Origin of the sequence: Spirosoma terrae, assembly GCF_010435915.1 — a bacterium.
Taxonomy (GTDB): Bacteria; Bacteroidota; Bacteroidia; order Cytophagales; family Spirosomataceae; genus Spirosoma; species Spirosoma terrae.
This window is the reverse complement of the sequence record NZ_JAAFZH010000007.1, coordinates 231,592-253,809: the sequence shown is the minus strand read 5'-3', so window position 1 is coordinate 253,809 and position 22,218 is coordinate 231,592. Positions and strand designations below refer to the sequence as shown.

At 49.3% G+C, this 22,218-nt stretch carries 14 protein-coding genes; 3 read left to right on the top strand and 11 right to left on the bottom strand.

Features of this window, described 5'->3' with window-relative positions; all coding sequences use genetic code 11:
- Nucleotides 1-3: 3 nt before the first annotated feature.
- The 3 genes from GK108_RS17380 to GK108_RS17370 are packed head-to-tail and all read right to left on the bottom strand — an operon-like array spanning nt 4 to nt 3,921.
- On the bottom strand, nt 4-942 hold the full coding sequence (locus tag GK108_RS17380; protein WP_163951270.1) for a Stp1/IreP family PP2C-type Ser/Thr phosphatase: 939 nt from the start codon (nt 940-942) through the stop codon (nt 4-6).
- A gap of 12 nt (nt 943-954) precedes the next feature.
- On the bottom strand, nt 955-2,163 hold the full coding sequence (locus GK108_RS17375) for a serine/threonine-protein kinase (RefSeq protein ID WP_163951267.1): 1,209 nt from the start codon (nt 2,161-2,163) through the stop codon (nt 955-957).
- 54 nt (nt 2,164-2,217) lie between these two features.
- Nucleotides 2,218-3,921 carry a trypsin-like peptidase domain-containing protein gene (locus GK108_RS17370; protein WP_163951265.1) on the bottom strand — a complete coding sequence of 568 codons (1,704 nt, stop codon included), beginning with the start codon at nt 3,919-3,921 and terminating at the stop codon, nt 2,218-2,220.
- A gap of 238 nt (nt 3,922-4,159) precedes the next feature.
- Between GK108_RS17370 and GK108_RS17365 the strand changes: the two genes are divergently transcribed.
- Nucleotides 4,160-6,229, top strand: a complete 2,070-nt coding sequence (locus GK108_RS17365) for a tetratricopeptide repeat-containing sensor histidine kinase (protein ID WP_163951260.1) — start codon at nt 4,160-4,162, stop codon at nt 6,227-6,229.
- On the opposite strand, the gene GK108_RS17360 is transcribed toward GK108_RS17365, so the two are convergent.
- The 4 genes from GK108_RS17360 to GK108_RS17345 all read right to left on the bottom strand — a co-directional run bounded on the left by GK108_RS17360 (nt 6,226) and on the right by GK108_RS17345 (nt 9,942).
- The gene (locus GK108_RS17360; protein WP_163951257.1) at nt 6,226-6,810 is read right to left on the bottom strand and encodes a hypothetical protein; all 585 of its coding nucleotides are present in this window, start codon (nt 6,808-6,810) and stop codon (nt 6,226-6,228) included. The genes GK108_RS17365 and GK108_RS17360 overlap by 4 nt on opposite strands.
- A gap of 31 nt (nt 6,811-6,841) precedes the next feature.
- Nucleotides 6,842-7,495, bottom strand: a complete 654-nt coding sequence (locus GK108_RS17355) for a response regulator (protein WP_163951254.1) — start codon at nt 7,493-7,495, stop codon at nt 6,842-6,844.
- Between the two features lie 206 nt (nt 7,496-7,701).
- Nucleotides 7,702-8,451 carry a hypothetical protein gene (locus tag GK108_RS17350; protein ID WP_163951251.1) on the bottom strand — a complete coding sequence of 250 codons (750 nt, stop codon included), beginning with the start codon at nt 8,449-8,451 and terminating at the stop codon, nt 7,702-7,704.
- 75 nt (nt 8,452-8,526) lie between these two features.
- A complete protein-coding gene (locus tag GK108_RS17345) occupies nt 8,527-9,942 on the bottom strand; it encodes an OmpA family protein (protein ID WP_246224943.1) in 1,416 nt (471 codons plus the stop codon).
- A gap of 137 nt (nt 9,943-10,079) precedes the next feature.
- On the opposite strand from GK108_RS17345, the gene GK108_RS17340 reads away from it, so the two are divergent.
- A complete protein-coding gene (locus tag GK108_RS17340) occupies nt 10,080-10,865 on the top strand; it encodes a UDP-2,3-diacylglucosamine diphosphatase (RefSeq protein ID WP_163951248.1) in 786 nt (261 codons plus the stop codon).
- Between the two features lie 37 nt (nt 10,866-10,902).
- Here the strand turns inward: GK108_RS17340 and GK108_RS17335 are convergent, their stop codons facing one another.
- Nucleotides 10,903-11,631 carry a carboxypeptidase-like regulatory domain-containing protein gene (locus tag GK108_RS17335; protein ID WP_163951246.1) on the bottom strand — a complete coding sequence of 243 codons (729 nt, stop codon included), beginning with the start codon at nt 11,629-11,631 and terminating at the stop codon, nt 10,903-10,905.
- A 1,130-nt stretch (nt 11,632-12,761) separates the two neighbouring features.
- Between GK108_RS17335 and GK108_RS17330 the strand changes: the two genes are divergently transcribed.
- On the top strand, nt 12,762-19,385 hold the full coding sequence (locus GK108_RS17330) for an SdrD B-like domain-containing protein (RefSeq protein ID WP_163951243.1): 6,624 nt from the start codon (nt 12,762-12,764) through the stop codon (nt 19,383-19,385).
- 768 nt (nt 19,386-20,153) lie between these two features.
- Here the strand turns inward: GK108_RS17330 and GK108_RS17325 are convergent.
- From GK108_RS17325 to GK108_RS17315, 3 genes are read right to left on the bottom strand one after another with little or no spacing between them, the layout of a single operon-like run.
- On the bottom strand, nt 20,154-20,987 hold the full coding sequence (locus tag GK108_RS17325; RefSeq protein WP_163951239.1) for a phosphatidate cytidylyltransferase: 834 nt from the start codon (nt 20,985-20,987) through the stop codon (nt 20,154-20,156).
- On the bottom strand, nt 20,968-21,186 hold the full coding sequence (locus GK108_RS17320; protein WP_163951236.1) for a putative signal transducing protein: 219 nt from the start codon (nt 21,184-21,186) through the stop codon (nt 20,968-20,970). Before GK108_RS17320 ends, GK108_RS17325 begins: the two co-directional genes overlap by 20 nt.
- A gap of 42 nt (nt 21,187-21,228) precedes the next feature.
- Nucleotides 21,229-22,179: a CPBP family intramembrane glutamic endopeptidase gene (locus tag GK108_RS17315; protein WP_317166543.1), complete on the bottom strand. Its 951-nt coding sequence runs from the start codon at nt 22,177-22,179 to the stop codon at nt 21,229-21,231.
- Nucleotides 22,180-22,218: the final 39 nt, after the last annotated feature.

Sequence of the window (22,218 nt, the reverse complement as noted above, 5' to 3'; positions counted from 1 at the left end):
AAATCATTGGTGTAAGTCAATGTCTCGGGTGAAGGGCAGATTGATTTCCCGCGTTTCTTTCGACGTAGTCGCCTGATCGCTGGTGATTCGTTCGGCCAGTACGACCGTAATGTTGTCGTGACCACCCCGGCTTTTGGCCAGATCGATTAAGGCTTCGGCTGCATCAGCCAAATTGTCGTAACGAAGTAGTTGCGTGATATCCGTTTCAAGGCAGTATTCGTAGAGACCATCCGAGCAGAGCAGCAGTCGGTCGCCTAGATCGAAAGGCAATACGCAACGCCCCAGATCGACGCGCACAGTGGCTTTGGTGCCCATGGCCTGCGTCAGTACGTTACGTTCGGGATGGCTGGCCGCTTCTGTCACCGAAATCGCTCCGTTTCGTAGTAGCTCCTGAACGTAGGTGTGATCCTGGGTCAACTGGATTAATTGCCCCGACTTAAACAGATACGCCCGGCTGTCGCCAACATGTGCGAAGTAGAGTTGCTGATCATGCACAACAATGGCCGTGCAGGTTGTTCCCATGCCCCGAAATTTTTCGTGACTGCGGGCCTCGTCGAATATCTGACGATTGGCAATGTGGAAGGCACGTAACAAGCTTTTCTCAATACTTTCCGGATGCTGAAAATACTCTCTATTGATCAGTTCTGCAGCCATCTGACTGGCAATTTCACCCGCCAGATGGCCCCCCATGCCGTCGGCTACCAGCAATAAGTATCCTTTTTGTCGACGGATTGCGTCATCGGCGAGTCGGACAAACAGGCCAGTATCTTCGTTGTTCTGGCGAAAATTCCCCAAATCCGACAAAACAACCGCGTTGATGTCACAGACTGGTGCGGAGTCGGCCGATTCATTGGGTCCGGCTGCTTCGACTATCGATTCGCCCGTTTCGGGGAGATTGGCCAGATCGTTCTGACCAAATAACCAATCGAGAATTTTTTTCATGTAAGTAATCGGTTATCGGTCGAAATAGCATTGATACATTGATTTCACGCCGGGCTCAATAGTAAACTGTTGTTCGGCACCTCGATGGCGAATAGTAATGGAAAGAGGCTGTCCCGGAATCCGCTGAACCTGAAAGGGCTCTTTAGACTGAACGGTGCCGTCGGGCGAAATCAGCTCCAGATCGTAATCGGCATTGAGTACCTCAACCAGAATTTTTTCGTATTGCGGAGTGCTGTCGACAACAGCCACCACTTTTTCTTCAGGCTGTACTGACCTGCGTTTGGTCAGGTTTACGCCCACTATACCCAGGGTCAGCACAATCAGCCAGGGCCAGTAGCCAGCAACCGAAGGCCATTTTTTTAGTGAGAAATCGCTCAGCGAAGAGATCGATTCAACTAATCGATTCCGTTCGATGGGCTTTTCCCGATCGAGGTTCTGTAGAATATCGGTTCCCGAAGGCCGTTGTGATGGATTTGTTTGCAGACAATTAGCGATGATGGACGCTAATTCGGGCGAAATCGACGGGTTTAGTACGTGCGGTCGAGTAAAGCTGCCTCGTTCAATCTGCTGACGTAGCAGCATTGGGTTGCTATCATCAAAGGGTAAATGACCCGTGGTTATTTCATACAGTAAAATACCCAGAGCCCATATGTCGGATTTGGCATCGACCCGCCCACGAAATTGCTCAGGTGCCATAAATTCGGTTGTTCCGACTACGTAGCCGACCTGGGTCAATTGGGGGGTGTATTTTCCTTTGGCAATTCCAAAATCAAGAATTTTTACCTGACCATCCGGGGTTATTCGCACATTGGACGGTTTGAGGTCCCGGTGAATAACCCCGGCCTGATGTACGTACGAAACGGCACTGATAATTTGCCGGATAATCAGACTGGCTTCATTATTGGTCAGTCGCTTCTTCCGCCGAATTACTTCATCCAGCGATTGGCCATCAACCCACTCAATAATCAAAACGGGTCGTTCGTCGAGTTGACTATACTCATACAGCCTGGCAATATTCGGGTGGGTGAGCGACGACTGAACAATGGCTTCATTCTGAAAACGGGCTTTGAATTCGGGGCGATAGAGAATTTTTACGGCTGCCAGGCGACCCGTTTCGGCATGGTACGCTTTGAAGACCTCGCCCATACCCCCGGCTCCAACGTAATCGGTCAGGCGGTAGCCCGCAACGATGCGGTAAAGGAGGGGATGGGAGAGTGCCATGTTTTTGTATTATTTGGGTGAATAGTAGCGGAAAGCCTTACGAATCAGTACGTATTAGTCAACAACCTGCCGACGTCCCAGCAATTCCAGACCGTATTTTATGGGGATGGCGAACGTAATCCGGGTAGCATCTTCGCGGCTGGTGCTGGCGGAGAAAATACCAATTGCGTTACCGTCTTTGTCGAATACCGGCCCACCACTATTGCCGGCCCCGGTTGCGTTGGCAGTAAGCTGGTAGTAATCACCAAATTCGCTATAATACGCTGCTGCTTTGCCCGCAGCCTGTCCGCGAAGGATTTTCCCGATAAAACCCGGTGTGATTGTCGCATCAGGGACTTTAACAATCTGCGGATTACGGTTCGAGAAGTCAGACGAATATTCACCGACGAACACATCGGGAGAAATGCCGGGATAGCCCATGACAGTTATCGATTGGCCGGGAGCCACCGTTTTGTCGGCATCGAGTAGCTTCACGGCGGGGAGCGATTCACCCAGATCAATTTTTAGAATGGCTACGTCGTGCTTGGCCGAAATAACCGGTTTTTCCTGGGCAGGAAAACGTTGCTCGTTTTTGTTGAACGTAACGTCCATGTACGTATTGACACCCGTAATGATTTTACCCGACATGGGTTTCTTGCCAAAGAACTGCGTTTCTGACGGTACCCAACGGAACTCCTGGACTGGCTGCTGACTGATTTCCCAGCCTTTCTCGCCCTGGACGAGCAGAACACCAGGAAAGGCATCCGGCGGGAACGAGTAATATGAATTCCAGGCGGCTGCTACGTGCCGGTTGGTCATAATATGCCCCTGTGGCGTTACCACAAACCCCGATCCGCTAGCTCCGGCCATGGCAATTGGTTTGCCATTTTTGACTGTTTGTTTCAACCCAAGCAGCGGTTCAATTTTGCCGGGTGACGTTTCAATGTAAAGCGCCTTATTCACGATACGTCCATCTGGTAGCTTGATTGGCATATACTCGTGGTAAACATCATCGCCCGATTCCGTATGGATAAGTTTGTAGCCAAATTCAATGAACACCACTTTTCCCGTATTTTCGGTGGCAATCTGCTCGGGCGTTAAACCATCCTTAACCGGTTCAATCACTTTTGTTGAATCATGGTGGTGAACTGTAATGGTTTGGGGTTTGGGGTTCAGTTCGTCCCGAAACGCATACGCAAGGCCCGAGAGAACAACTAATACCCCCGCCACCGACAACAGAACCGACTTGTTGGTTTTTTTTCGTTCGGTCATCATCATGCGTTCGACCGTTTGTTTGCCTAAGCCTACTTTTTGGGGAACCAGCACATCGCTGTCGTTGGAGTCGCCAACGGCTTCCGTAAGGCTCAGTTCGGTGGTGGGTTTGATGGAAACCGGAATGTCGACTACCCGCGTGTTCATCATCAATTCGGCTGGGCGCGGGTTCAGGTCAAACTGGAAAACCGGTCCGCCCTGGCCCAATTGGATTTCGTCGCCGGGCTGAACTGGAGCGGCACCGGCAATCCGGTTTTTATTGACGAAAATTCCGTTACGGGAGTTGTTGTCTACAACGGTGAACAGAAACGATTTGCCCGGCTCACGAACAATTTTACCATGCTCGCGGGAAACGGCCGAGTCGCGTTCCGGATCGAAGCGGACTAAATTGGTGGCGGCACGACCAAAGGTTAATTCGTTATACTTCTTGTAGTCGAACTCTTCGACCTGATTTGCTTTAGCTCCTGTTAGGTGGCGAATAACGTAGCGGTTTACCAGAGTAGCCATGATGTAGGGTATATATTGGAGTGAAAACTGTTGTCGTTTTGACTGATACAAAGTTGGCAGGTGGCGGGTCGGCAGGAAATCGGGGAATGCCCTGAATCTGTAGTAGGGGAACCTATATTTTCGCTCTATAGGAAAACCTGTATTTTTATACAGGTCTTTGGTTATGAGTATTTTATGGTTATACTTTTGAGCGTTTTCTGGCTTGCTAGTTTATGTGAGGCTCTGGATTTACTACGTAATGCGCTCTCTTCTTCTCCTCTTTCTAACTGCCAGCGTTACGCTGGCTCAGAACGTAACGATCGACTCGTTACGTCGGCAACTGACGGGGATGCCGCCAGATAGCAATCGGGTAAAAACCATGCATGAGCTGGCTACCAATCTATGGTGGAATGGGTACGATTCGCTGGCGCGGCAAACGCTTCAGCAAGCATTGATTACGGCTCGTCAGGTCAACTTTCCGGCGGGTGAGATCAGAGCTCGATTGGCTTTAGCCCGTATTGAAGCCGATTACTTATCGGATACCCGAGCCGCTCATGCGCAACTGGATACGGCCCTGAAACTGGCTTTTACGAGTCATAATCGGTCGCTGGAAGGGCAGGTCTATCTGCGCCGGGCGCAACTCTATGAGAATATTATGAGCAAACTGCCCGAAGCCCGATTGCTGCTGGAGAAAGCCTTGCAAAAAATGCGTCAGGCTTCGGACCGGCAGTGGGAAGCGCAGGTTCTGAATGAGATGGCCATACTGAAAATGGGAGAGGGGCAATACGTAGATGCCATTAATCTTTGGCTACGTACCCGGCGTATTCAGGAATCGATTCAGGACTGGAAGAGTTTGCGGGCTACTCTTCCTAACCTGGGGGCGGCCTACGTAAAACTCAATCGCTACGCTGAAGCAATGGCCTGTTTCGACGAAGCGCAACAAGTGGCGGATCGGCTAAATGATAGAATGGTTAGGGTCTTTCTGGCTGGTAAGAAAGGGGAGATTTTTGAGCGGAAAGGAATGTATGAACAGGCGCTTTCGCTTTATCTTGACCAAGTTGAAGCCTACCAGCATCCGTACGTACCCGCCAGTCTGGCGCGAGCTTACGGGGCGGTTGGGCGGATGTATAGCCAGTTGAAACAATACAATAAAGCCCTGGAATACACCCGCCTATCGGGCCAGACGTATCGTAATACGGTCGAGAAAACGCAGGCGGTTATGGAGCACAATGCTCAGGCCAATTTTGGCAGAATCTATCTGGCTCTGAAACAATATAACCAAACTATTACCTATGCGAAGGCCGGATTGCTCTGGACGGAGCCTATTCGGGAAATGCGCCCTGAACGCACCGAGTATCTCCGACAATTGGCTGAAGCTTATGATAAGCTGAAACAACCAGCCAGGGCTTTGTATTATTTCAAGCGATACAAGGCCGAGGCCGATACGATGCTGAACGAAGAAGCGATGCAAAAAGCAACGGTTGCCAGCATGACCTACGATTTTGAAAAAAAACAGCAGGCTGCCCGACTACAACAGGCTCATCAGCAGGCCCGTATTCAATCCTTAGAAAATGATAATCTGTCGCAAACCCGTAATCTGCTGTTGGTTACGTTGGTTTTGGTGGCTGTTCTGGCGGGGTTCGTTGTCTGGAATAACCGCCGTTTGCGGATACGGAACGACGAATTAGCGCAAAAAAATGCAGAAATCGAATCAGCTTTGTATCGCGGGCAAACCATCGAACGCAAGCGCGTAGCCAGCGAACTCCACGATAGTGTGGCTGCCAAGGTATCGGCCTTGAAATGGCGATTCGAAGCCTTTGATACGTCTCAGTTTGATAGCGATCAGCTGGAAGAGCATACCCGATTGGTGAATCATATGGGCGAGGTGTACGACGATATCCGGGCCATTTCCCATAATCTGATGCCTGAAATACTGGAAAAGCAGGGGCTGCAGGCTGCGTTGATCAAACTGACAGAAACGTTGAATGTGCAGAATCGAACCCGGTTTATTGTCGATGTTCATGAATCCGGGGAAGAGGTACGGGGTAAAACCGCTCATGAATTGTATGCCATTACGTTGGAACTGGTCAACAATATACTTAAACACGCCCGAGCCCGTCAGGCTGCTATTACGTTGCTGAGGAAGAACGGTTGTATAACGCTGACCGTTGAGGATGATGGCCAGGGGATTCAGGCCGGTAAGGCAGAACCAGGAATCGGGTTTACGAACATTCATTCCCGGCTTGAGCGACTAGGCGGGACGTATCATCTTTCGAATCGTGAGCAGGGCGGTACGTTGGTCGATATTCAGATTCCCCAACCTGGCTAGTCGATAGCAGGTGTACGTTGTAGTTTATCGGTGATCCAAAGCAGAAAAATAGCCTCGAAAGTCAACGTAAATGGAATTACGGATAGATTTTTGAAAAAGAGTAAAATTGTCCATTCTGATGCCGTATTCGCTATAAGTCCGTCTTGTTTCAAGGTAAAAAACAAACACGTTTCATAAGCTACTAAATCAATCAGGTGATTGATTGAATAGGCAATACCGGAAAACACGGCAAGATTTAATAAAACTGAAGGCCATTGTTGCCGGAATCGGCGGAGAGCTGACTGCCAACTCTGCTTTCGATTTTCTTTCTGGGTAAATAGGTGTTTAATACGGGAAGCACCTTTTTTTACGTTGGCCAAACCCAATACGTATACGAATAAAAGGAGACGCGCCGACTCTATTACTACTTCCAGAAGTATATGAAACGACGTAGTGATTTCGCCGAATGCGCCAAGCTGAATGACTCTTCCTAAGGCTGCTACCAGGCCAAGGCTTAGTAGCGCTAAAAAATGTTTTTTGTAGAACTGAAGCGTGTTCTGCAACCAGGTCAATTCGCGGGAAATAGTAGAGAGGATTGCCATTAGGGTAGGGAAGGTGTTGTTTACTGAAAGACTAAATTAGTCCATGACGCAGGGCATATTTAATAATGCCAATCGAGTTCTTGACACCCAGTTTACGTAAGATATTATGACGGTGCGTTTCTACGGTTCCTGGACTGATGAATAACATGTCGGCAATCGCGTTGGTGGAAAGCTCCTGAGCAATTAACCGAATAATTTCAAGTTCCCGATCAGTCAACGGAGCCAGCGGAGCCGGGGCTTCGTCGGCAACCCGAACTGGTTCCATAGGTAAGGCAACGAGTTGTGTCATAACCGACTCGGAAAAATATTTGTCGCCCCGCGCAATGGTACGTAGTGCTTTCTCCAGTTCCGCCTTTCCGGCTTTTTTCATAACGTAGCCCGAGATACCAGCCCGAAAAGCTTCCCGAATGCTATTGGCATCTTCCGAAACGGTTAGCATCAGCACTTTAATTTGTGGGCAATGCTGGCGGACCTGTAAGGTGAGATTGATGCCGTTTAAATCGGGCATATCCATGTCTGTCAACAGAATATCGACGTCGTTTACGTGTAAAAAATCGATGACCTTCCGACTGTCAACCAGCGTACCTACAACCTCTACACCGTCAATACGGCTCAATAAAAGCGATAAGCTGTCTAAAATAATTTCGTGATCATCTGTTAGTAGTACACGTATTGGAGCAGGCATAGATTGAGTCGGGTTCAGTTAACGTAGTATACCCAAATATACTATGCGATTGGTTTGGTAATCACGTATTTGTAGTGAATGGATGAAAGCGAAACCCGTCTGATAGGTTAGGCTGAACGTAGCGTAGGTCTATTCGCTGAAAAGGGATACTACAAAAAAAGGCCGTTACATTCACGTAACGGCCTTTTTTATGGAATAAGACGAAATTACAGCAGACGGGTATACTCGTTAGCTGCAATTTTCTCGATGAGCACTTCGGCAATTTTCTGCGCCTGTTCTTTACGAACCTCTTCTTTGGCTTTCGATTCTACCGTTACGTTGATAATGTGATTAATATACAAAACGTGCAGAGCGCCGGTTGTTGCGTTCCAGACAGCTTTGTCGCCAATACCAGATACAGCCTCGAAAGAACCCTGGCTAACAGCCGCTTCGGTATGAGGAGCGGTAGCCGACGTAATGCCCGGCGACGGGTGCGATTGTTTTGGCTCCTCGGCTTTGTGTTCTTTACCAGGGGCTTCTGTTTCTGCGGCTGTTCCTTCTGTTTCAGGCGCTACTTCTGTAGGCTCAACAACAGGAGCGGCTGCTTTCGCTGGTTTATTTTGGTATAGTTTATCGAAATTATAGCTGGCAAAATCAATCGAAGGATACGGTTTATACCCATTAAAGGAAACCTGCGCTTTGTTGCCAGCCCACTCGAACTCGCATCCATCATGCTGAGCCACTTCACTAATTTCGGTTTTTTCGTCTAGATTTAACGCCGAACGAACATACTCCTCGCCCAGAATATGGCAAGGATTATCGTAAATGGCGTTGCTGGTCAGCGTTTGTACCCCTGCTACTCGTTTAGCCAGAATTGGGCTAGCGCTTTCCTGGTAAGCAGGATCGGATGTGTCAGTAGCAGTACCGCAAGCGAAACACAGTACAGGTAATGCCAGTATCAGTGATTTAATTTTCATGAGTTATTGTGAGAAAAGCCAAAATTAGCGTTTTCTTACATACCATGTTAAACGTTCCGTTGTTTTTAGGCAATCTTACAGCTTGATGAACTCCACACGGCGGTTATTGGCCTTACCGGTTGCGCTCGTATTGGGTTCGGCGGGTTGGGACTCGCCTTTACCATCGGTTTCCATTCGGCTGCCATCAAGACCGAACGTAGCAACCAGCTCTGTCTTTACCGCCAGGGCTCTTTTTTGAGATAATGCCAAATTAGACGCATCGTCGCCATCCGAATCGGTATGCCCGACAATACGTACTTTTACGTCGACATTCTCCGTCAGTACGTTCGCAATATCTTTCAGGGCCCCGTATGATTCGGGCTTGATTTTGTCGGAATTGGTGTCAAATAAAATGCCGTGAGTAACAAATTTGCCTTCTGTCAGGAGTTTGTTACGGGTATCGGGCGCACCAATGGCCAGCCGGAGATTGCCAACGTAGTATCGATCCAGATCGTTGTGCATATCGGCGGTTGAAAGCACCACACCATTGTACGTAACACCCGGCTGAAAAGCGCGCGGAATGTCCCAGATTTTGCTTTCATCGACATATACCCGCAGTCGCTGTTTTTGTCGCCACATCGATACTTTCACTACGTTATGATTGGTTGTATTGAACGCCCGCTGATCGGTTTCGTTTTTCATCAGTTCATCGCCCTTGGTATACGTAATAAATTGCGTTATGCCAGTCTGACCAGAACTTCCGGCATTCTGCGGATGCAGACCAACCCGCACCCCGTCGGTAGGTTGCGGAAAACGCCCCCATTTCGTAAACTCTTTGGCCGGATTAGTCATAGCAACCATATTTACAAAAAGATAGGTGGAATAGAAGCTGAACTTTTCGTTGGCGGCTAAGTCGAATTGTAACGTAAAATTTTCTGGAAGGCTGTTAATGAACTCTGGCAGGTATTCACCCTGCTTTGATAGCATCAGCCAATGTCCGGGTTTGCCGTCGATAGTAACTACCTCGCCGGAGCCGCTGGAATTCCATTTTGCCGGGAAATCGCCTATTGCATCCTGCATAAAGTCTTCTATAGCGATCACTTTTTCGCCCGGTACGAAGTCGAATTTGCTGTACGATTTTAGCGAGGCCGGTGTTTTGCTGACAGCCGCGTTGGCGTTGTCGGATCGATTATCGGTGCTGCCGCCTGCCCGGTTTGGCGTGTCGGTTGGATTTCCGGAATTATCGGCTTGACTATCATTGGGAGTGTCGGTCGGAGGATTAGTGGACTGGGGTGTTTGGGGCGCTTTGGATTTGTCTTTTTTCTTGAAAATACCCATTACGCCATCTTCAATCTTATCCAGCCCTTTATTGATTCCCTGATCAATTTTGCTGTTGGCCCGATACTCGACGTTACGTTCCACAACTCTGCCGGGATTGGATATGGTTACCTGCGCCTGAACGTTTAACGCGCTACTGCAGCACAGGCCAATGGTCATTAAACGCATTTTCATACGAGTAGAGATTAAGGTTCACTATAAACAAAGATGCTTTTTTTGAACACATTGGTCGTTGTTCACTGAGTGAACGGTAACTGATGAGTGAGCAAACGGTATGGATTATGTAGTTTTACGGGCGAATTGACGTATGCATGCCTGATATCGAGATTATTCCGCTTACTCCTGGCCGTAAGGCTTATTTTGCTTCTGACTTCCATCTAGGTACTCCTTCTCCAGAACAGAGTCGTCTGCGCGAACGGGCCGTTGTCGATTGGCTCGATACCGTTCGGCACGATGCCAGTATTATTTTTCTGGTAGGTGATGTTTTCGACTTTTGGTTCGAATACAAACGTAGTATTCCAAAAGGGTTTATCCGGTTGCAGGGAAAACTAGCTGAATTAACAGATGCTGGTCTGCCCATTGTATTGTTTACCGGCAACCATGACATGTGGATGGATTCGTATTTCACGCAGGAAATGGGAATTCCGGTTTATCGAAACCCGCGCGCTTACGATATTGGTGATAAGCGCTTTTTGATCGGTCATGGCGATGGGCTGGGGCCGGGCGATTATACCTATAAAAAGTTAAAGCGTGTTTTTGAAAGCAAACTGGCTATGCGTCTGTTCCGGTTTGTACATCCTGACCTCGGTATTGGTATAGCGCAGGCCTGGTCGCGCCGGAGTCGGATTAGCAATCAGGAAAAAGGAGAGGAGAATTTCCTGGGCGAGGATCGGGAGTGGTTAATGCAATATTGCCGTGAAGTAGAAGCGCGTGTACATCACGATTTCTACATTTTTGGCCACCGTCATCTGCCTTTAGATTTGGCTGTTTCCAGGAATAGCCGGTATATCAATTTAGGCGAATGGGTATCGGCAAAAACGTATGCTGTATTTGACGGAGAAACGACCCAGCTGAAAAAATGGCCAATAGATGGGTAAGCTGCTACGTTCCAGCTAGCTGGAACGTAGCAGTCATCTAATCGTTCGATTGAAGAAGATCTTTCCTTGATACGTTTTCGCGCGGAGCTTTGTTAACCTCGCTACGCCATTCTTTATTACTTAGCTCTCCCCGTTTGACTGATCGGATAAAGTTAGCCCAGGCGAACGGATTCGTGAACGAGAACGTGGTGGCCTGACTGCGGCCCACGACCGATTCGCGGCCGAAAAACTGCTGATTTACAAAATTCTGGTGATTGGCCAGCGCGCCCATTGGCATTGTGGCCGCCTGACGCATAATGGCTTCGGGGCTGGTATTTCGGGCCAGGTTTTCCCGCTCTTTTTCGTCTGGTAACTTTAGATTGACAAAGGCTTCTTTAAACAATTCCTCTGTGGCATAGGGATAGACTTTAACTTCGGCCAGTGTTTTTACATCCTCCTGAAGCGCAACTACCGCCGAGTACGTGAGGTCGGCCAGCCGGGTTGGAATAATGTGATATTGCGTTTTGTAACCGACGTAACTAAAGATGATACTGTCGCCGGGAAAGACGGGTAATGCAAAATAGCCATTAGGAGCCGACAATACGCCCCGACCTGCTTTCGGGATGTAAATGTAGGCACCAGGTAGCGGTTCATTCGTTTTCCCGCCAGTCAGGAATCCGGTAAATGTCACCTGCCGGTCTTGCCCCTGAGCAAATGTAGATGTAAAAAGGCCCGACAAGAGAATCAGGCTTACTCCCAGAACAAGATGTATTAGCGATTGCCTCATGCTTCACAGGAACGCTGACTTTTAGAAGTTAATGAACAAAATAGAAGTTAACGACCAATAGCCAGTGTCTTTTTAAAGTAAACTATACAAAATAACGAATGATTTGCCAGCCGTGGTTATTTATGCAAATAATTTAAGAAAAGTTAGGTTTTCCTGGTTGGAAACTGACGCTCGATTGAGTGCGTAAAGGTACCTGGTTTACATAATCGGGCTTTTCCTGCTCATCTTCTAGCACAAATCTACGACATTTTCGCCCTGTTTCCCTAAACGGCAACGGTTTGACGATCGTAATTGCCTTAAAAACCAAGCTTACCTGATTCTGGCCCGGCTACGTTTTCGCGCTAGCAATTTATCCGTTTTGTCCGTAGATCAATTTGTGGTTCTTTCCTTAATCAGGCGCTACGTGTAGGCCCATGCAGGATCGAATACGATCTCTTAGTGGCCCAAATTCGCACAGGCCGCTAAATGAATCTATACTAAACAATACATGAGCCAAAGACAAGCCTATTTGGGTTTTGGATCATGTAGCTGAACTCGACTTTAGGGGCTTGGGGGAGAAAAAGGCCCATTTGAAACCCATTTACATCTGATTCTCGAAAATACTGCCATATTAAAACGATAGAGCTAAAACCTCATCCTGACGGTTTTCACCATCTCGTAAAATAACAGACTTAGCCGCAGGGGAGGGAGATGGAATTAGGCTATTGTTGCTTAGCCTATCAGTGTGGGGCGACGAAGTTTTCGCTATGAAATTCGACAATGACAAAGGATTCGATTGGTAAAAAGTTTACCGCATAACCAGTATGTATATAGTCCGATCAACCTACTGGATTACTATTGTTAGAAGTAGATAGTGTAATTTTTCATTTATAATTAGTTTACTAATAAATATAGTAAAAGGTTGTTTAAAATTAATCAACAATTAAGATGCCAAACCTTGAGGTAAGTCTTGGATATATGTTGATTGTTCAATATAATATATATGTAAATAAGATAATTGTGACTAAATGTTTCGTTTTTGGCCTAAAAACCGATGTGCCGTTATATAATTATATTCTTTTAAAATTTTTGGCAACAAAATTGATTCTTGTGTATGTACCTGCGTGTGATATTCGCGCAGAGCAGGACATATGGCTACATCATCTACGCAACTCCAACGCTTCCTCTACCTCGTCGCCCGGTTACTTTTAGTTTATCTTATCCTGGGGTTTGTTAGCTCATTTTCGGCTTCGGCACAGGTGTCTGGTGTCGTGTTTCGAGACTTTAATGCCAACGGTACTAGAGAGACACTCGAAGTAGGAGTCGCTAGTGTAACCGTAACCGCTACCTTCAGTGGAACAATAGCGACGACTGTTAGTACTACAACAGGCGCCTATAGCTTTAATGCTGCCACTATTCCTTCGGGTACGGCGGTGCGGCTGGAGTTTCGTAGTAATATTGCCAATGAATATAGTGGGCCTGTGACAACAACAGCCTCCGGCTCAAATCGAAGTTCTGTTCAGTTTGTAACGGCAGGGGCTGGCACGACAACTGCCAACTACGCCGTTAACCAGCCCAGTGACTACTGCCAGGCTAATCCGGACCTAATCACCGCTTGCTACGTTAACGGGGCAACAGCGGGAACGGGTATTGATGATGTTATCGTAAAATGGCCCTATTCCAATTCAGGTACGTCAACAACGGGTAAATCGACTATTTCCACTAAAAACCAATCTGGCCAGACCTGGGGGCTAGCTTTCGATCGAAATCAGAAAAAAATTTATGCTGCTGCCTTCCTGAAGAGGCACGCAGGACTCTTAGATAACAACGCAGATGGGTTTGGTGATTTGGGGGCTATTTACCAGATCGATCCGGCTACGAGCGTCAATAACCTTTGGTTAGACCTAACAACGTTGGGCGTTAATGTTGGTAGCATCGGCAACGATGCTGCTCGTGGTTTAAGCAATACAGGTGCTCCCAACAATGATCCTACCTCATACTCGCTGGTTGGCCAGGTTGGCTTAGGTGATATTGATTTGTCAGACGATAATACGACAATGTATGTAGTCAGCCTTAATCAGCAGGAACTCGTTGTTATTGACATAGCCACCAAAGCCTTACTCGGCAAATATACTATTCCCAATCCTGGCTGCACGGGTGGATCACCCCGCCCTTTTGGCGTAAAATATTATCGGGGCGCTGTATATGTAGGGGTTGTGTGTGATGCCGCTACCTCTCAGTTGAAAAATAATTTATCGGCCACCGTTTACAGATTTAATGGAAGTTCATTTACCAGTGTGCTAACCTTTCCGCTAACTTATCCCAAGGGCATACCTATTATCTCATCCTGTCCCAATCAAACGGGTTGGTATCCTTGGGTAGCTACGTTGCCAGCTCCTTGTGAAGATAACGCTATTTCTTACCCACAGCCTATTTTATCCGATATAGAATTTGATACAGATGGAGCAATGATTTTGGGTTTTATCGACCGGAATGCACATCAGGGCGGTTGGCGAAATTATGGACCTACTGGAAATACGCTTTATTTCCACGTCAATGCGGGTGATGTTCTGAGGGCTGCCCTGGTAAATGGGAACTTTGTGCTGGAAAACGGTGGAGTGGCTGGTACGCTAACTGGTAACACGACCAATAATCAAGGGCCTGGTGGCGGTGAGTTTTATCAGGGCGACAATTTCAGTAATGTCGTTAATGTACCACATGAAGAAACCAGCTTAGGAGGTCTGGCACTCATACCTGGTCGGGGAGAAGTAGCCGTTACGAGTATGGACCCTGTCAATGAAGGAGGAACAGATCAGTTTTCGTCGGGTGGGGTCATTTTCCTCAGCAATACGAATGGTAGTAAGCAACGAAGTTTTCGGGTATATTCCAGAAACGATTTAGGTACTTTTGGTAAAGCGGCTGGATTAGGAGATATTGAAGCATTATGCGATCCCGCGCCAATCCAGATTGGTAACCGAGTCTGGCGTGATAACAACCGTAATGGTATTCAGGACCCTGGCGAGCCAGCTATTCCCGGCGCTGTTGTTACGCTATATGATGCAACAGGAACGACAGCCATTGCTTCGGTTACTACCAATGCGGCTGGCGAGTACTATTTCTCCTCCACAACGTTGACGACGGGCACCTCAACGTCATCGGTAGCTACCTCTGCTCTGGTACCCAATACCAATTATGCCCTGGTTGTCACTAGTCTGGGCACGAGCACTGTAGTCAATGGTCTCTCGTTATCCAGCGTTTCTCCAATGACGCCCGGCGAAGCTACCTCCGCTAACTCAGGTTCGACGACCACTAACAATGATGCACTCTCTGTCGGTGGTCGGCCTACCATTCAATTAACAACAGGGCCTCCAGGCAGTGTGAATCATACCTATGATTTCGGTTTTGTCATACCCGGAGGTAATCTGGGCGACTTTGTGTGGGAAGATGCCAACCGCAACGGTCAGCAGGACGCGGGTGAACCGGGCATCTCAAATGTCACGGTGAGCTTGCTGTCTTCGGGCACCGTAGTAGCGACGACGACCACCAATGCCAGTGGGTTGTACAGCTTCACCGGCTTAACACCGGGGGTGCCGTACTCGGTGAGCTTCACAGCGCCAGCGGGTTACTCGGCTACCTTACAAAACATCGGTAGTGATGTAACCGACTCGGATGGTAATCCGGTGACGGGCTTGACGGGGGTGTACAGCCTGACGGCCAATGAGTTTAATCCAACGGTGGACATGGGCTACTACCGGCCAGCGAGTCTGGGTGACTTTGTGTGGGTGGATGTGAACCAGAACGGTCAGCAGGATATAGGCGAACCGGGTCTGCCCGGGGTGGTGGTCACCCTGCTGGATGGCACCAACACACCGATTGCCAGCACCACCACCAACGCGAGCGGTCTCTATAGCTTCACGGGCTTAACGCCGGGGGTACCGTATTCGGTGAGCTTCACCACGCCAACTAACTACACAGCCACGCTGGCCAATGTGGGCAATGATCTGACCGACTCTGATCCGGTGGGTGGGGTAACGGCCCCGGTAACGCTAACTTCGGGTGAGAACAACACTAATGTGGATGCGGGCTTCATTCTGCGAGTGGCTAGCTTAGGCGACTTTGTCTTCGAAGATGCCAATCGGAATGGTCAGCAGGATGTCGGTGAGCCGGGTATTCCCGGGGTGACCGTTACGTTACTCTCCTCGGGTACGCTGGTGGCCACCACGACCACCAATGCCAGCGGGTTGTACAGCTTCACGGGCTTAACGCCTGGTGTACCGTATTCGGTGAGCTTCACAGCCCCAGCGGGCTACTCGGCCACCCTACAAAACATCGGCAGTGATCTGACCGACTCGGATGGTAATCCGGTGACGGGCTTGACGGGTGTATACAGCCTGACGGCCAATGAGTTTAATCCAACGGTGGACATGGGCTACTACCGGCCAGCGAGTCTGGGTGACTTTGTGTGGGTGGATGTGAACCAGAACGGTCAGCAGGATATAGGCGAACCGGGTCTGCCCGGCGTGGTGGTCACCCTGCTGGATGGCACCAACACACTGATTGCCAGCACCACCACCAATGCGAGCGGTCTTTACAGTTTCACCGGCTTGACACCAGGGGTACCGTACTCGGTGAGCTTCACCACGCCGGCTAACTACACGGCTACGTTATCGAACGTAGGCAATGATCTGACTGATTCGGATCCGGTGGGCGGAGTAACGGCTCCGGTGACCTTGACTTCAGGGGAGAATAACACCAGTCTGGATGCGGGCTTCCTTCTGCGGGTGGCTAGCTTAGGCGACTTTGTGTGGGAGGACGCCAACCGCAACGGCCAGCAGGACGTCGGTGAACTGGGCATCCCAGGGGTCACGGTGAGCTTACTCTCTTCGGGCACGCTGGTGGCCACCACCACTACTAATGCCAGCGGGTTATACAGTTTCACCGGCTTAACACCGGGGGTACCGTATTCGGTGAGCTTCACGGCGCCAGCGGGCTACTCGGCCACCTTGCAAAACATCGGCAATGATCTAACCGACTCGGATGGTAATCCGGTGACGGGCTTGACGGGTGTATACAGCCTGACGGCCAATGAGTTCAATCCGACGGTGGACATGGGTTACTACCGGCCAGCGAGTCTGGGTGACTTTGTGTGGGTGGATGTGAACCAGAACGGTCAGCAGGATGCGGGTGAACCGGGTCTGCCCGGCGTGGTGGTCACCCTGCTGGATGGCACCAACACGCCGATTGCCAGCACCACCACCAATGCCAGCGGTCTCTACAGCTTTACCGGCTTGACGCCTGGGGTACCGTACTCGGTGAGCTTCACCACGCCGACTAACTACACGGCTACGCTAGCCAATGTAGGCAATGATCTGACCGACTCGGATCCGGTGGGTGGAGTAACCGCCCCGGTAACGCTAACTTCGGGTGAGAATAACACCAGTCTGGATGCGGGCTTCCTTCTGCGGGTGGCTAGCCTGGGCGACTTTGTCTTCGAAGATGCCAACCGCAACGGTCAGCAGGACGTCGGCGAACCGGGCATCCCCAATGTCACGGTGAGCTTACTCTCTTCGGGCACGCTGGTGGCCACCACCACTACTAATGCCAGCGGGTTATACAGTTTCACCGGCTTAACACCGGGGGTACCGTATTCGGTGAGCTTCACGGCGCCAGCGGGCTACTCGGCCACGCTACAAAACATCGGCAGTGATCTGACCGACTCGGATGGCAATCCGGTGACGGGCTTGACGGGTGTATACAGCCTGACGGCCAATGAGTTCAATCGCACCGTCGATATGGGTTACTACCGGCCGGCCTCGCTGGGTGACTTTGTGTGGGTGGATGTGAACCAGAACGGTCAGCAGGATGCGGGCGAACCGGGTCTACCCGGCGTCGTGGTCACCCTGCTGGATGGCACCAACACGCCGATCGCCAGCACCACCACCAACGCTAGTGGTCTTTACAGCTTCACCGGCTTGACACCGGGGGTGCCCTACTCGGTGAGCTTCGCCACGCCGACTAACTACACGGCTACGCTAGCCAATGTAGGCAATGATCTGACCGACTCGGATCCGGTGGGTGGAGTAACCGCCCCGGTAACGCTAACTTCGGGTGAGAATAACACCAGTCTGGATGCGGGCTTCCTTCTGCGGGTGGCTAGCCTGGGCGACTTTGTCTTCGAAGATGCCAACCGCAACGGTCAGCAGGACGTCGGCGAACCGGGCATCCCCAATGTCACGGTGAGCTTACTCTCTTCGGGCACGCTGGTGGCGACCACCACTACTAATGCCAGTGGGTTGTATTCGTTCACAGGCTTGACGCCGGGTGTACCGTATTCAGTGAGCTTCACGGCGCCAGCGGGTTACTCGGCCACGCTACAGAATGTGGGCAGTGATCTGACCGACTCGGATGGTAATCCGGTGACGGGCCTAACGGGGGTGTACAGTCTGACGGCCGATGAGTTCAATCGCACCGTCGACATGGGCTACTACCGGCCGGCGAGTCTGGGTGACTTTGTGTGGGTGGATGTGAACCAGAACGGTCAGCAGGATGTCGGCGAACCGGGTCTGCCGGGAGTTGTGGTAGTATTGTTGGATGGCACTAACACGCCGATTGCCAGCACGACGACTAACGCCAGTGGCCTCTACAGCTTCACAGGCCTGACGCCGGGGGTACCCTACTCGGTGAGCTTTGTGGCGCCAACAGGTTACACGGCAACGATAGCCAACGTTGGTGGAGATGACACTAAAGATAGTGATGTTAACCCCATGACGGGTCATACTCAGTCTGTTACGTTAGCGCCGGGAGAAAACAATACGAACCTGGACGCTGGCTTCGTGTCTACCACAGTTGTCGCTCCAGTGCTATCGCTCCAGAAACTGGTGAGTCTCTCTAAAGCAAACCTGGGCGATCTGCTAACGTATACGTTGGTTGTCTCTAATACGGGATCTACATCGGCTAATGCCACAGTCCGCGATTCACTCGGTACGGGGGCTTCATACGTAGCGAACTCCGCGAGTTTCCCAGCTAGTACCAGCTTTACGGTGGGCAATCCTGTGAGCTTGTGGAACATACCAGTCATCTCTGCTGGTCAAAGCCTGAGCATGACCTATCAGGTTCGGATAGATAGTACGGGAATTATTTACAATTCGTCTACTATTCCAGGCGATACAGCGAAGGTATGTACTTCTGTATCTGTGACTATTTGTATGGGACAGGAGTATGTGCTGACAGCAACTGCAGGACGAACCAGTTACAATTGGTATCGCAATGGGGTGTTGATTACAGATCAAACAACCAATGTGCTGACAATTACTGAAGCTGGTTCCTATAGCTTGGCACCCGATAATACGAGTGGACAATGCGCTGACTTTAGCTGTTGCCCATTCATTGTGGAGATGGATAGCCTACCGGCCTTCCAGACCCGTGTGATTCCGGCTACCTGTCTGGGTACCAATGTGCAGGCCAACGGTCAGATTATACTGAGTAACTTCAAACCGGGACTTCAGTATCAGTATTCGGCAGGAGGTACGTTCAATCCAGCAGCTTCCTTGTCGGGGGCTCCGAAAGTGATTCCGGCTGATGGTGTGTTAGTATCGACCTTAGGAAACCCTGCAACGCCCCAGATGTATACGGTACGCGTGTATAATCGTTCAGGCTGCTACGTTGATCAGACGGTGATCCTGATAACAACCGTTTGTGGTTGTCCAGCAGATGCTTGTATTCCGTTTGTGATTAAGCAAATCAAACGTCCACAACGTATCGGTACCCCCCGCTAATTCGTCACACGTGCAGTAGGATAAAAGGCTGCACGTGTTGGCAAATCCTCAGATGACTGGCGAATGGGAATCGTTCGCCAGTCATCTGTTTATAAACGCTGCTAGGAACGACAGAAAATGACGAAAAATTATCCCGTATTCACGTTAGTAAATCATATTGGGTAATTTTTTCGTTACAGATACATAAAGACAAAGTAGTGAGTTATGAGTTATAGAGGTTTTTTGATCAAATCGGAACAGATCTCTCAATACCGATGGGATGGTAACATGAATGGATTTATTGCACTAGGCACACGCAAGACTTATAAAATCATCGATTCGGCTTCTAACCTTATCTATGGCATAAAGCTGTCACTGGAGTCGGCGAAAAAAGCAGTCGATAGAAATGGTAAACGTTGGCATAAGGCCTGTTAACTCAATAAAATATACATATTCGTTGATAGCCCGGTCATTTCGCCGGGCTTTTTTGTGGGACAATACACGCAGATCGACGAAAATTTTAGAGAAGAATAAAGTCTATAGAAATATTTCTTTGACTGGAAATTGAATTAATACGAAATTTGCACCGACAATCCTGTTAAGGATAGTTCTCATGAATTGGCGGTCGCCTGATCGTCAATCTTGAAAATGGTGTGGATATAGCGGAAAGCCTCCCTGATTTTCAGGGTGGCTTTTTTGTTTCCTAGCAAAAAACAGGTGACCAGTAAGCAGACGTAACAAAAAAAGGCTACCCATATGGATAACCTTGCGTAAAAATAAGTGAGTTGGTCAGGCAAAAAGCTTGAGGAACGTAATAATGAAAGGGGCTGCTAAAAGAAGCCCATCGAAGCGATCTAGAAAGCCACCGTGGCCCGGAATGCTGCTCCCTGAATCCTTGATAGCAATGCTACGTTTAAATAAGGATTCGACGAGGTCGCCGTAGGTACCTGTTACGACAATAATGGCCCCGACGCAATACCATTGCCAGGGCTGCAATTCTTCCGCAAATAGAGCTAGAAAGAAAGCCACTGTTGCAGCGGCAACCGCTCCGCCAATAGCCCCTTCCCAGGATTTTTTTGGGGAAACTCGTTCAAATAATTTGCGTCGGCCAAAGTACGTACCGGCAAAATAAGCGCCTATGTCGCTGGCCCATAGCAGCAGCAGACAACCCGTAATGATCATGGGGTGGAAGCCGCCATCTCGTAGCGCCAAAATGATCAGTAAGGCGAACGGCATGGCTACGTATATGATTCCCAGAAAGGTAAAGCCAATATTGGTGAATGGCTTCATATCCCGCTTTTTATATAGCTTAATCAAAAAGATCATCGACGAAGCCGGACAGATCAGAAAGTAATTGCCAGTACCGATTTGATCGGTTTCGATGAAGTAAGCCAGTACGCACACCATCGTGCCGACGACGGTTCCGTAGGCGGTTAAGGGTTCAAACCCATCGAGGCCGAGTAACCGGTAAAATTCCCGTTGCGTAAGGGCGCTGATAATACAGAAGAGGAGCGCAAAGGTCCATGCTTCGTACCAAATCATGAACAAAATAAAAGGAACTCCAACAATGGCAGCAATTACGCGTTGCTGGAGGTTGGTCATACTAGCTAAACGTTGCTTCATTCTCCAGGATTACTTTAGCCAGAACGGCGTCTTTAGCCAATACGTGTACTTCACTTTTGCCCCACCCGATGGTCGGATAGCTACTACTTTGTTTGTTAACGACTACTGCCGGAATATCATGCTCGCTTAACAAAGCCTTGGCAAGCTCCGCACGATGGGGTAGTGGTGTTGAGTAAATGGACTCCCAATTCTCAGCCATTGTTTATCGATTGATCAGGAAAAGTATAGTTTGTAAATAGTGCTAGTTTGAGACCCGGTTACTGTTTAGTTGCCTGAAATAGTATAGTAACCCGGCCGTTATAGCCCCCGAAATTAACGCGCCAAGAATCGGAACGGACTCTGTACTTTCAATATCCATAGACACCAGTTTTTGCTGGTGGAGATAAACCATCAACACCGTAAAGCCATTGTTGACAAAATGGGCAAGAATGGGCACCCACAAACTACCCGACCATACGTAGAGATACCCAAATAGGGCGCCGAGCAGCATGCGTGGGAAAAAGCCCAGGAACTGAACATGAATAGCGCTAAACAGGGCCGCTGCTATCCAGATCGCTACGTGCGTATTAGCGGTCCAGTACGTCAGGCTGCGTTGGATAATACCACGAAACAGTACTTCTTCACCAAAGGCCGGTATAACGGCGATAACGATAAGCGCTGTCAGCAGTTGAAAAGGAGTATGAAACGTGGTCAGGAATTTCGTTACGCCTTCAGCCTGCTTCTCTTTGCTACGTATCCATTCCTCCAAAGGTCCCAACGTTTGCGGCAAGTGGAGGTTCTGATTCCATTCGATAATGAGGCTATCAAATGGCATAAACGAAATGACGATCAAGGCTACGAGACTAAGGCCTGCTACGGCCGTAATAGGGCGGGTGTTAAATCGGCTCCAGGACTGACGTTCAATAATGTACCAGTATACCAGAGATGGTAGTAGAAACGTACCGAGGTGATTGACTGCCTGCAAAATCATCAGCTCATTCCATCCATTAGCAATGGCTTGCGGCTGAGATGCCAATTCGACCAGATAAGCCTGTGCTTCAACCCGGCCCATGCCTTTAAGGAGCATAAGCAGCCCAAATAGCAATAACGAGCTGAATACACCACCGAGAAGAATAAAGCCGATCAGCATAATCAGACCGCCCAGGGTTGGTGGACGCGACGAAAAGCGATCTGACGTATAAGTAGGTTGCATAGGCCCGTAAAATTAGTCAATAGCAACCTATCTAACAGA

Coding starts and splice junctions, on each gene's coding strand:
- GK108_RS17365 (WP_163951260.1), top strand. CDS start 4,160: ATGCGCTCTCTTCTTCTCCTCTTTCTAACTGCCAGCGTTACGCTGGCT.
- GK108_RS17355 (WP_163951254.1), bottom strand. CDS start 7,495: ATGCCTGCTCCAATACGTGTACTACTAACAGATGATCACGAAATTATT.
- GK108_RS17320 (WP_163951236.1), bottom strand. CDS start 21,186: ATGGCTGAGAATTGGGAGTCCATTTACTCAACACCACTACCCCATCGT.
- GK108_RS17370 (WP_163951265.1), bottom strand. CDS start 3,921: ATGGCTACTCTGGTAAACCGCTACGTTATTCGCCACCTAACAGGAGCT.
- GK108_RS17325 (WP_163951239.1), bottom strand. CDS start 20,987: ATGAAGCAACGTTTAGCTAGTATGACCAACCTCCAGCAACGCGTAATT.
- GK108_RS17340 (WP_163951248.1), top strand. CDS start 10,080: ATGCCTGATATCGAGATTATTCCGCTTACTCCTGGCCGTAAGGCTTAT.
- GK108_RS17375 (WP_163951267.1), bottom strand. CDS start 2,163: ATGGCACTCTCCCATCCCCTCCTTTACCGCATCGTTGCGGGCTACCGC.
- GK108_RS17345 (WP_246224943.1), bottom strand. CDS start 9,942: ATGAAAATGCGTTTAATGACCATTGGCCTGTGCTGCAGTAGCGCGTTA.
- GK108_RS17330 (WP_163951243.1), top strand. CDS start 12,762: ATGGCTACATCATCTACGCAACTCCAACGCTTCCTCTACCTCGTCGCC.
- GK108_RS17360 (WP_163951257.1), bottom strand. CDS start 6,810: ATGGCAATCCTCTCTACTATTTCCCGCGAATTGACCTGGTTGCAGAAC.
- GK108_RS17335 (WP_163951246.1), bottom strand. CDS start 11,631: ATGAGGCAATCGCTAATACATCTTGTTCTGGGAGTAAGCCTGATTCTC.
- GK108_RS17315 (WP_317166543.1), bottom strand. CDS start 22,179: ATGCAACCTACTTATACGTCAGATCGCTTTTCGTCGCGTCCACCAACC.
- GK108_RS17380 (WP_163951270.1), bottom strand. CDS start 942: ATGAAAAAAATTCTCGATTGGTTATTTGGTCAGAACGATCTGGCCAAT.
- GK108_RS17350 (WP_163951251.1), bottom strand. CDS start 8,451: ATGAAAATTAAATCACTGATACTGGCATTACCTGTACTGTGTTTCGCT.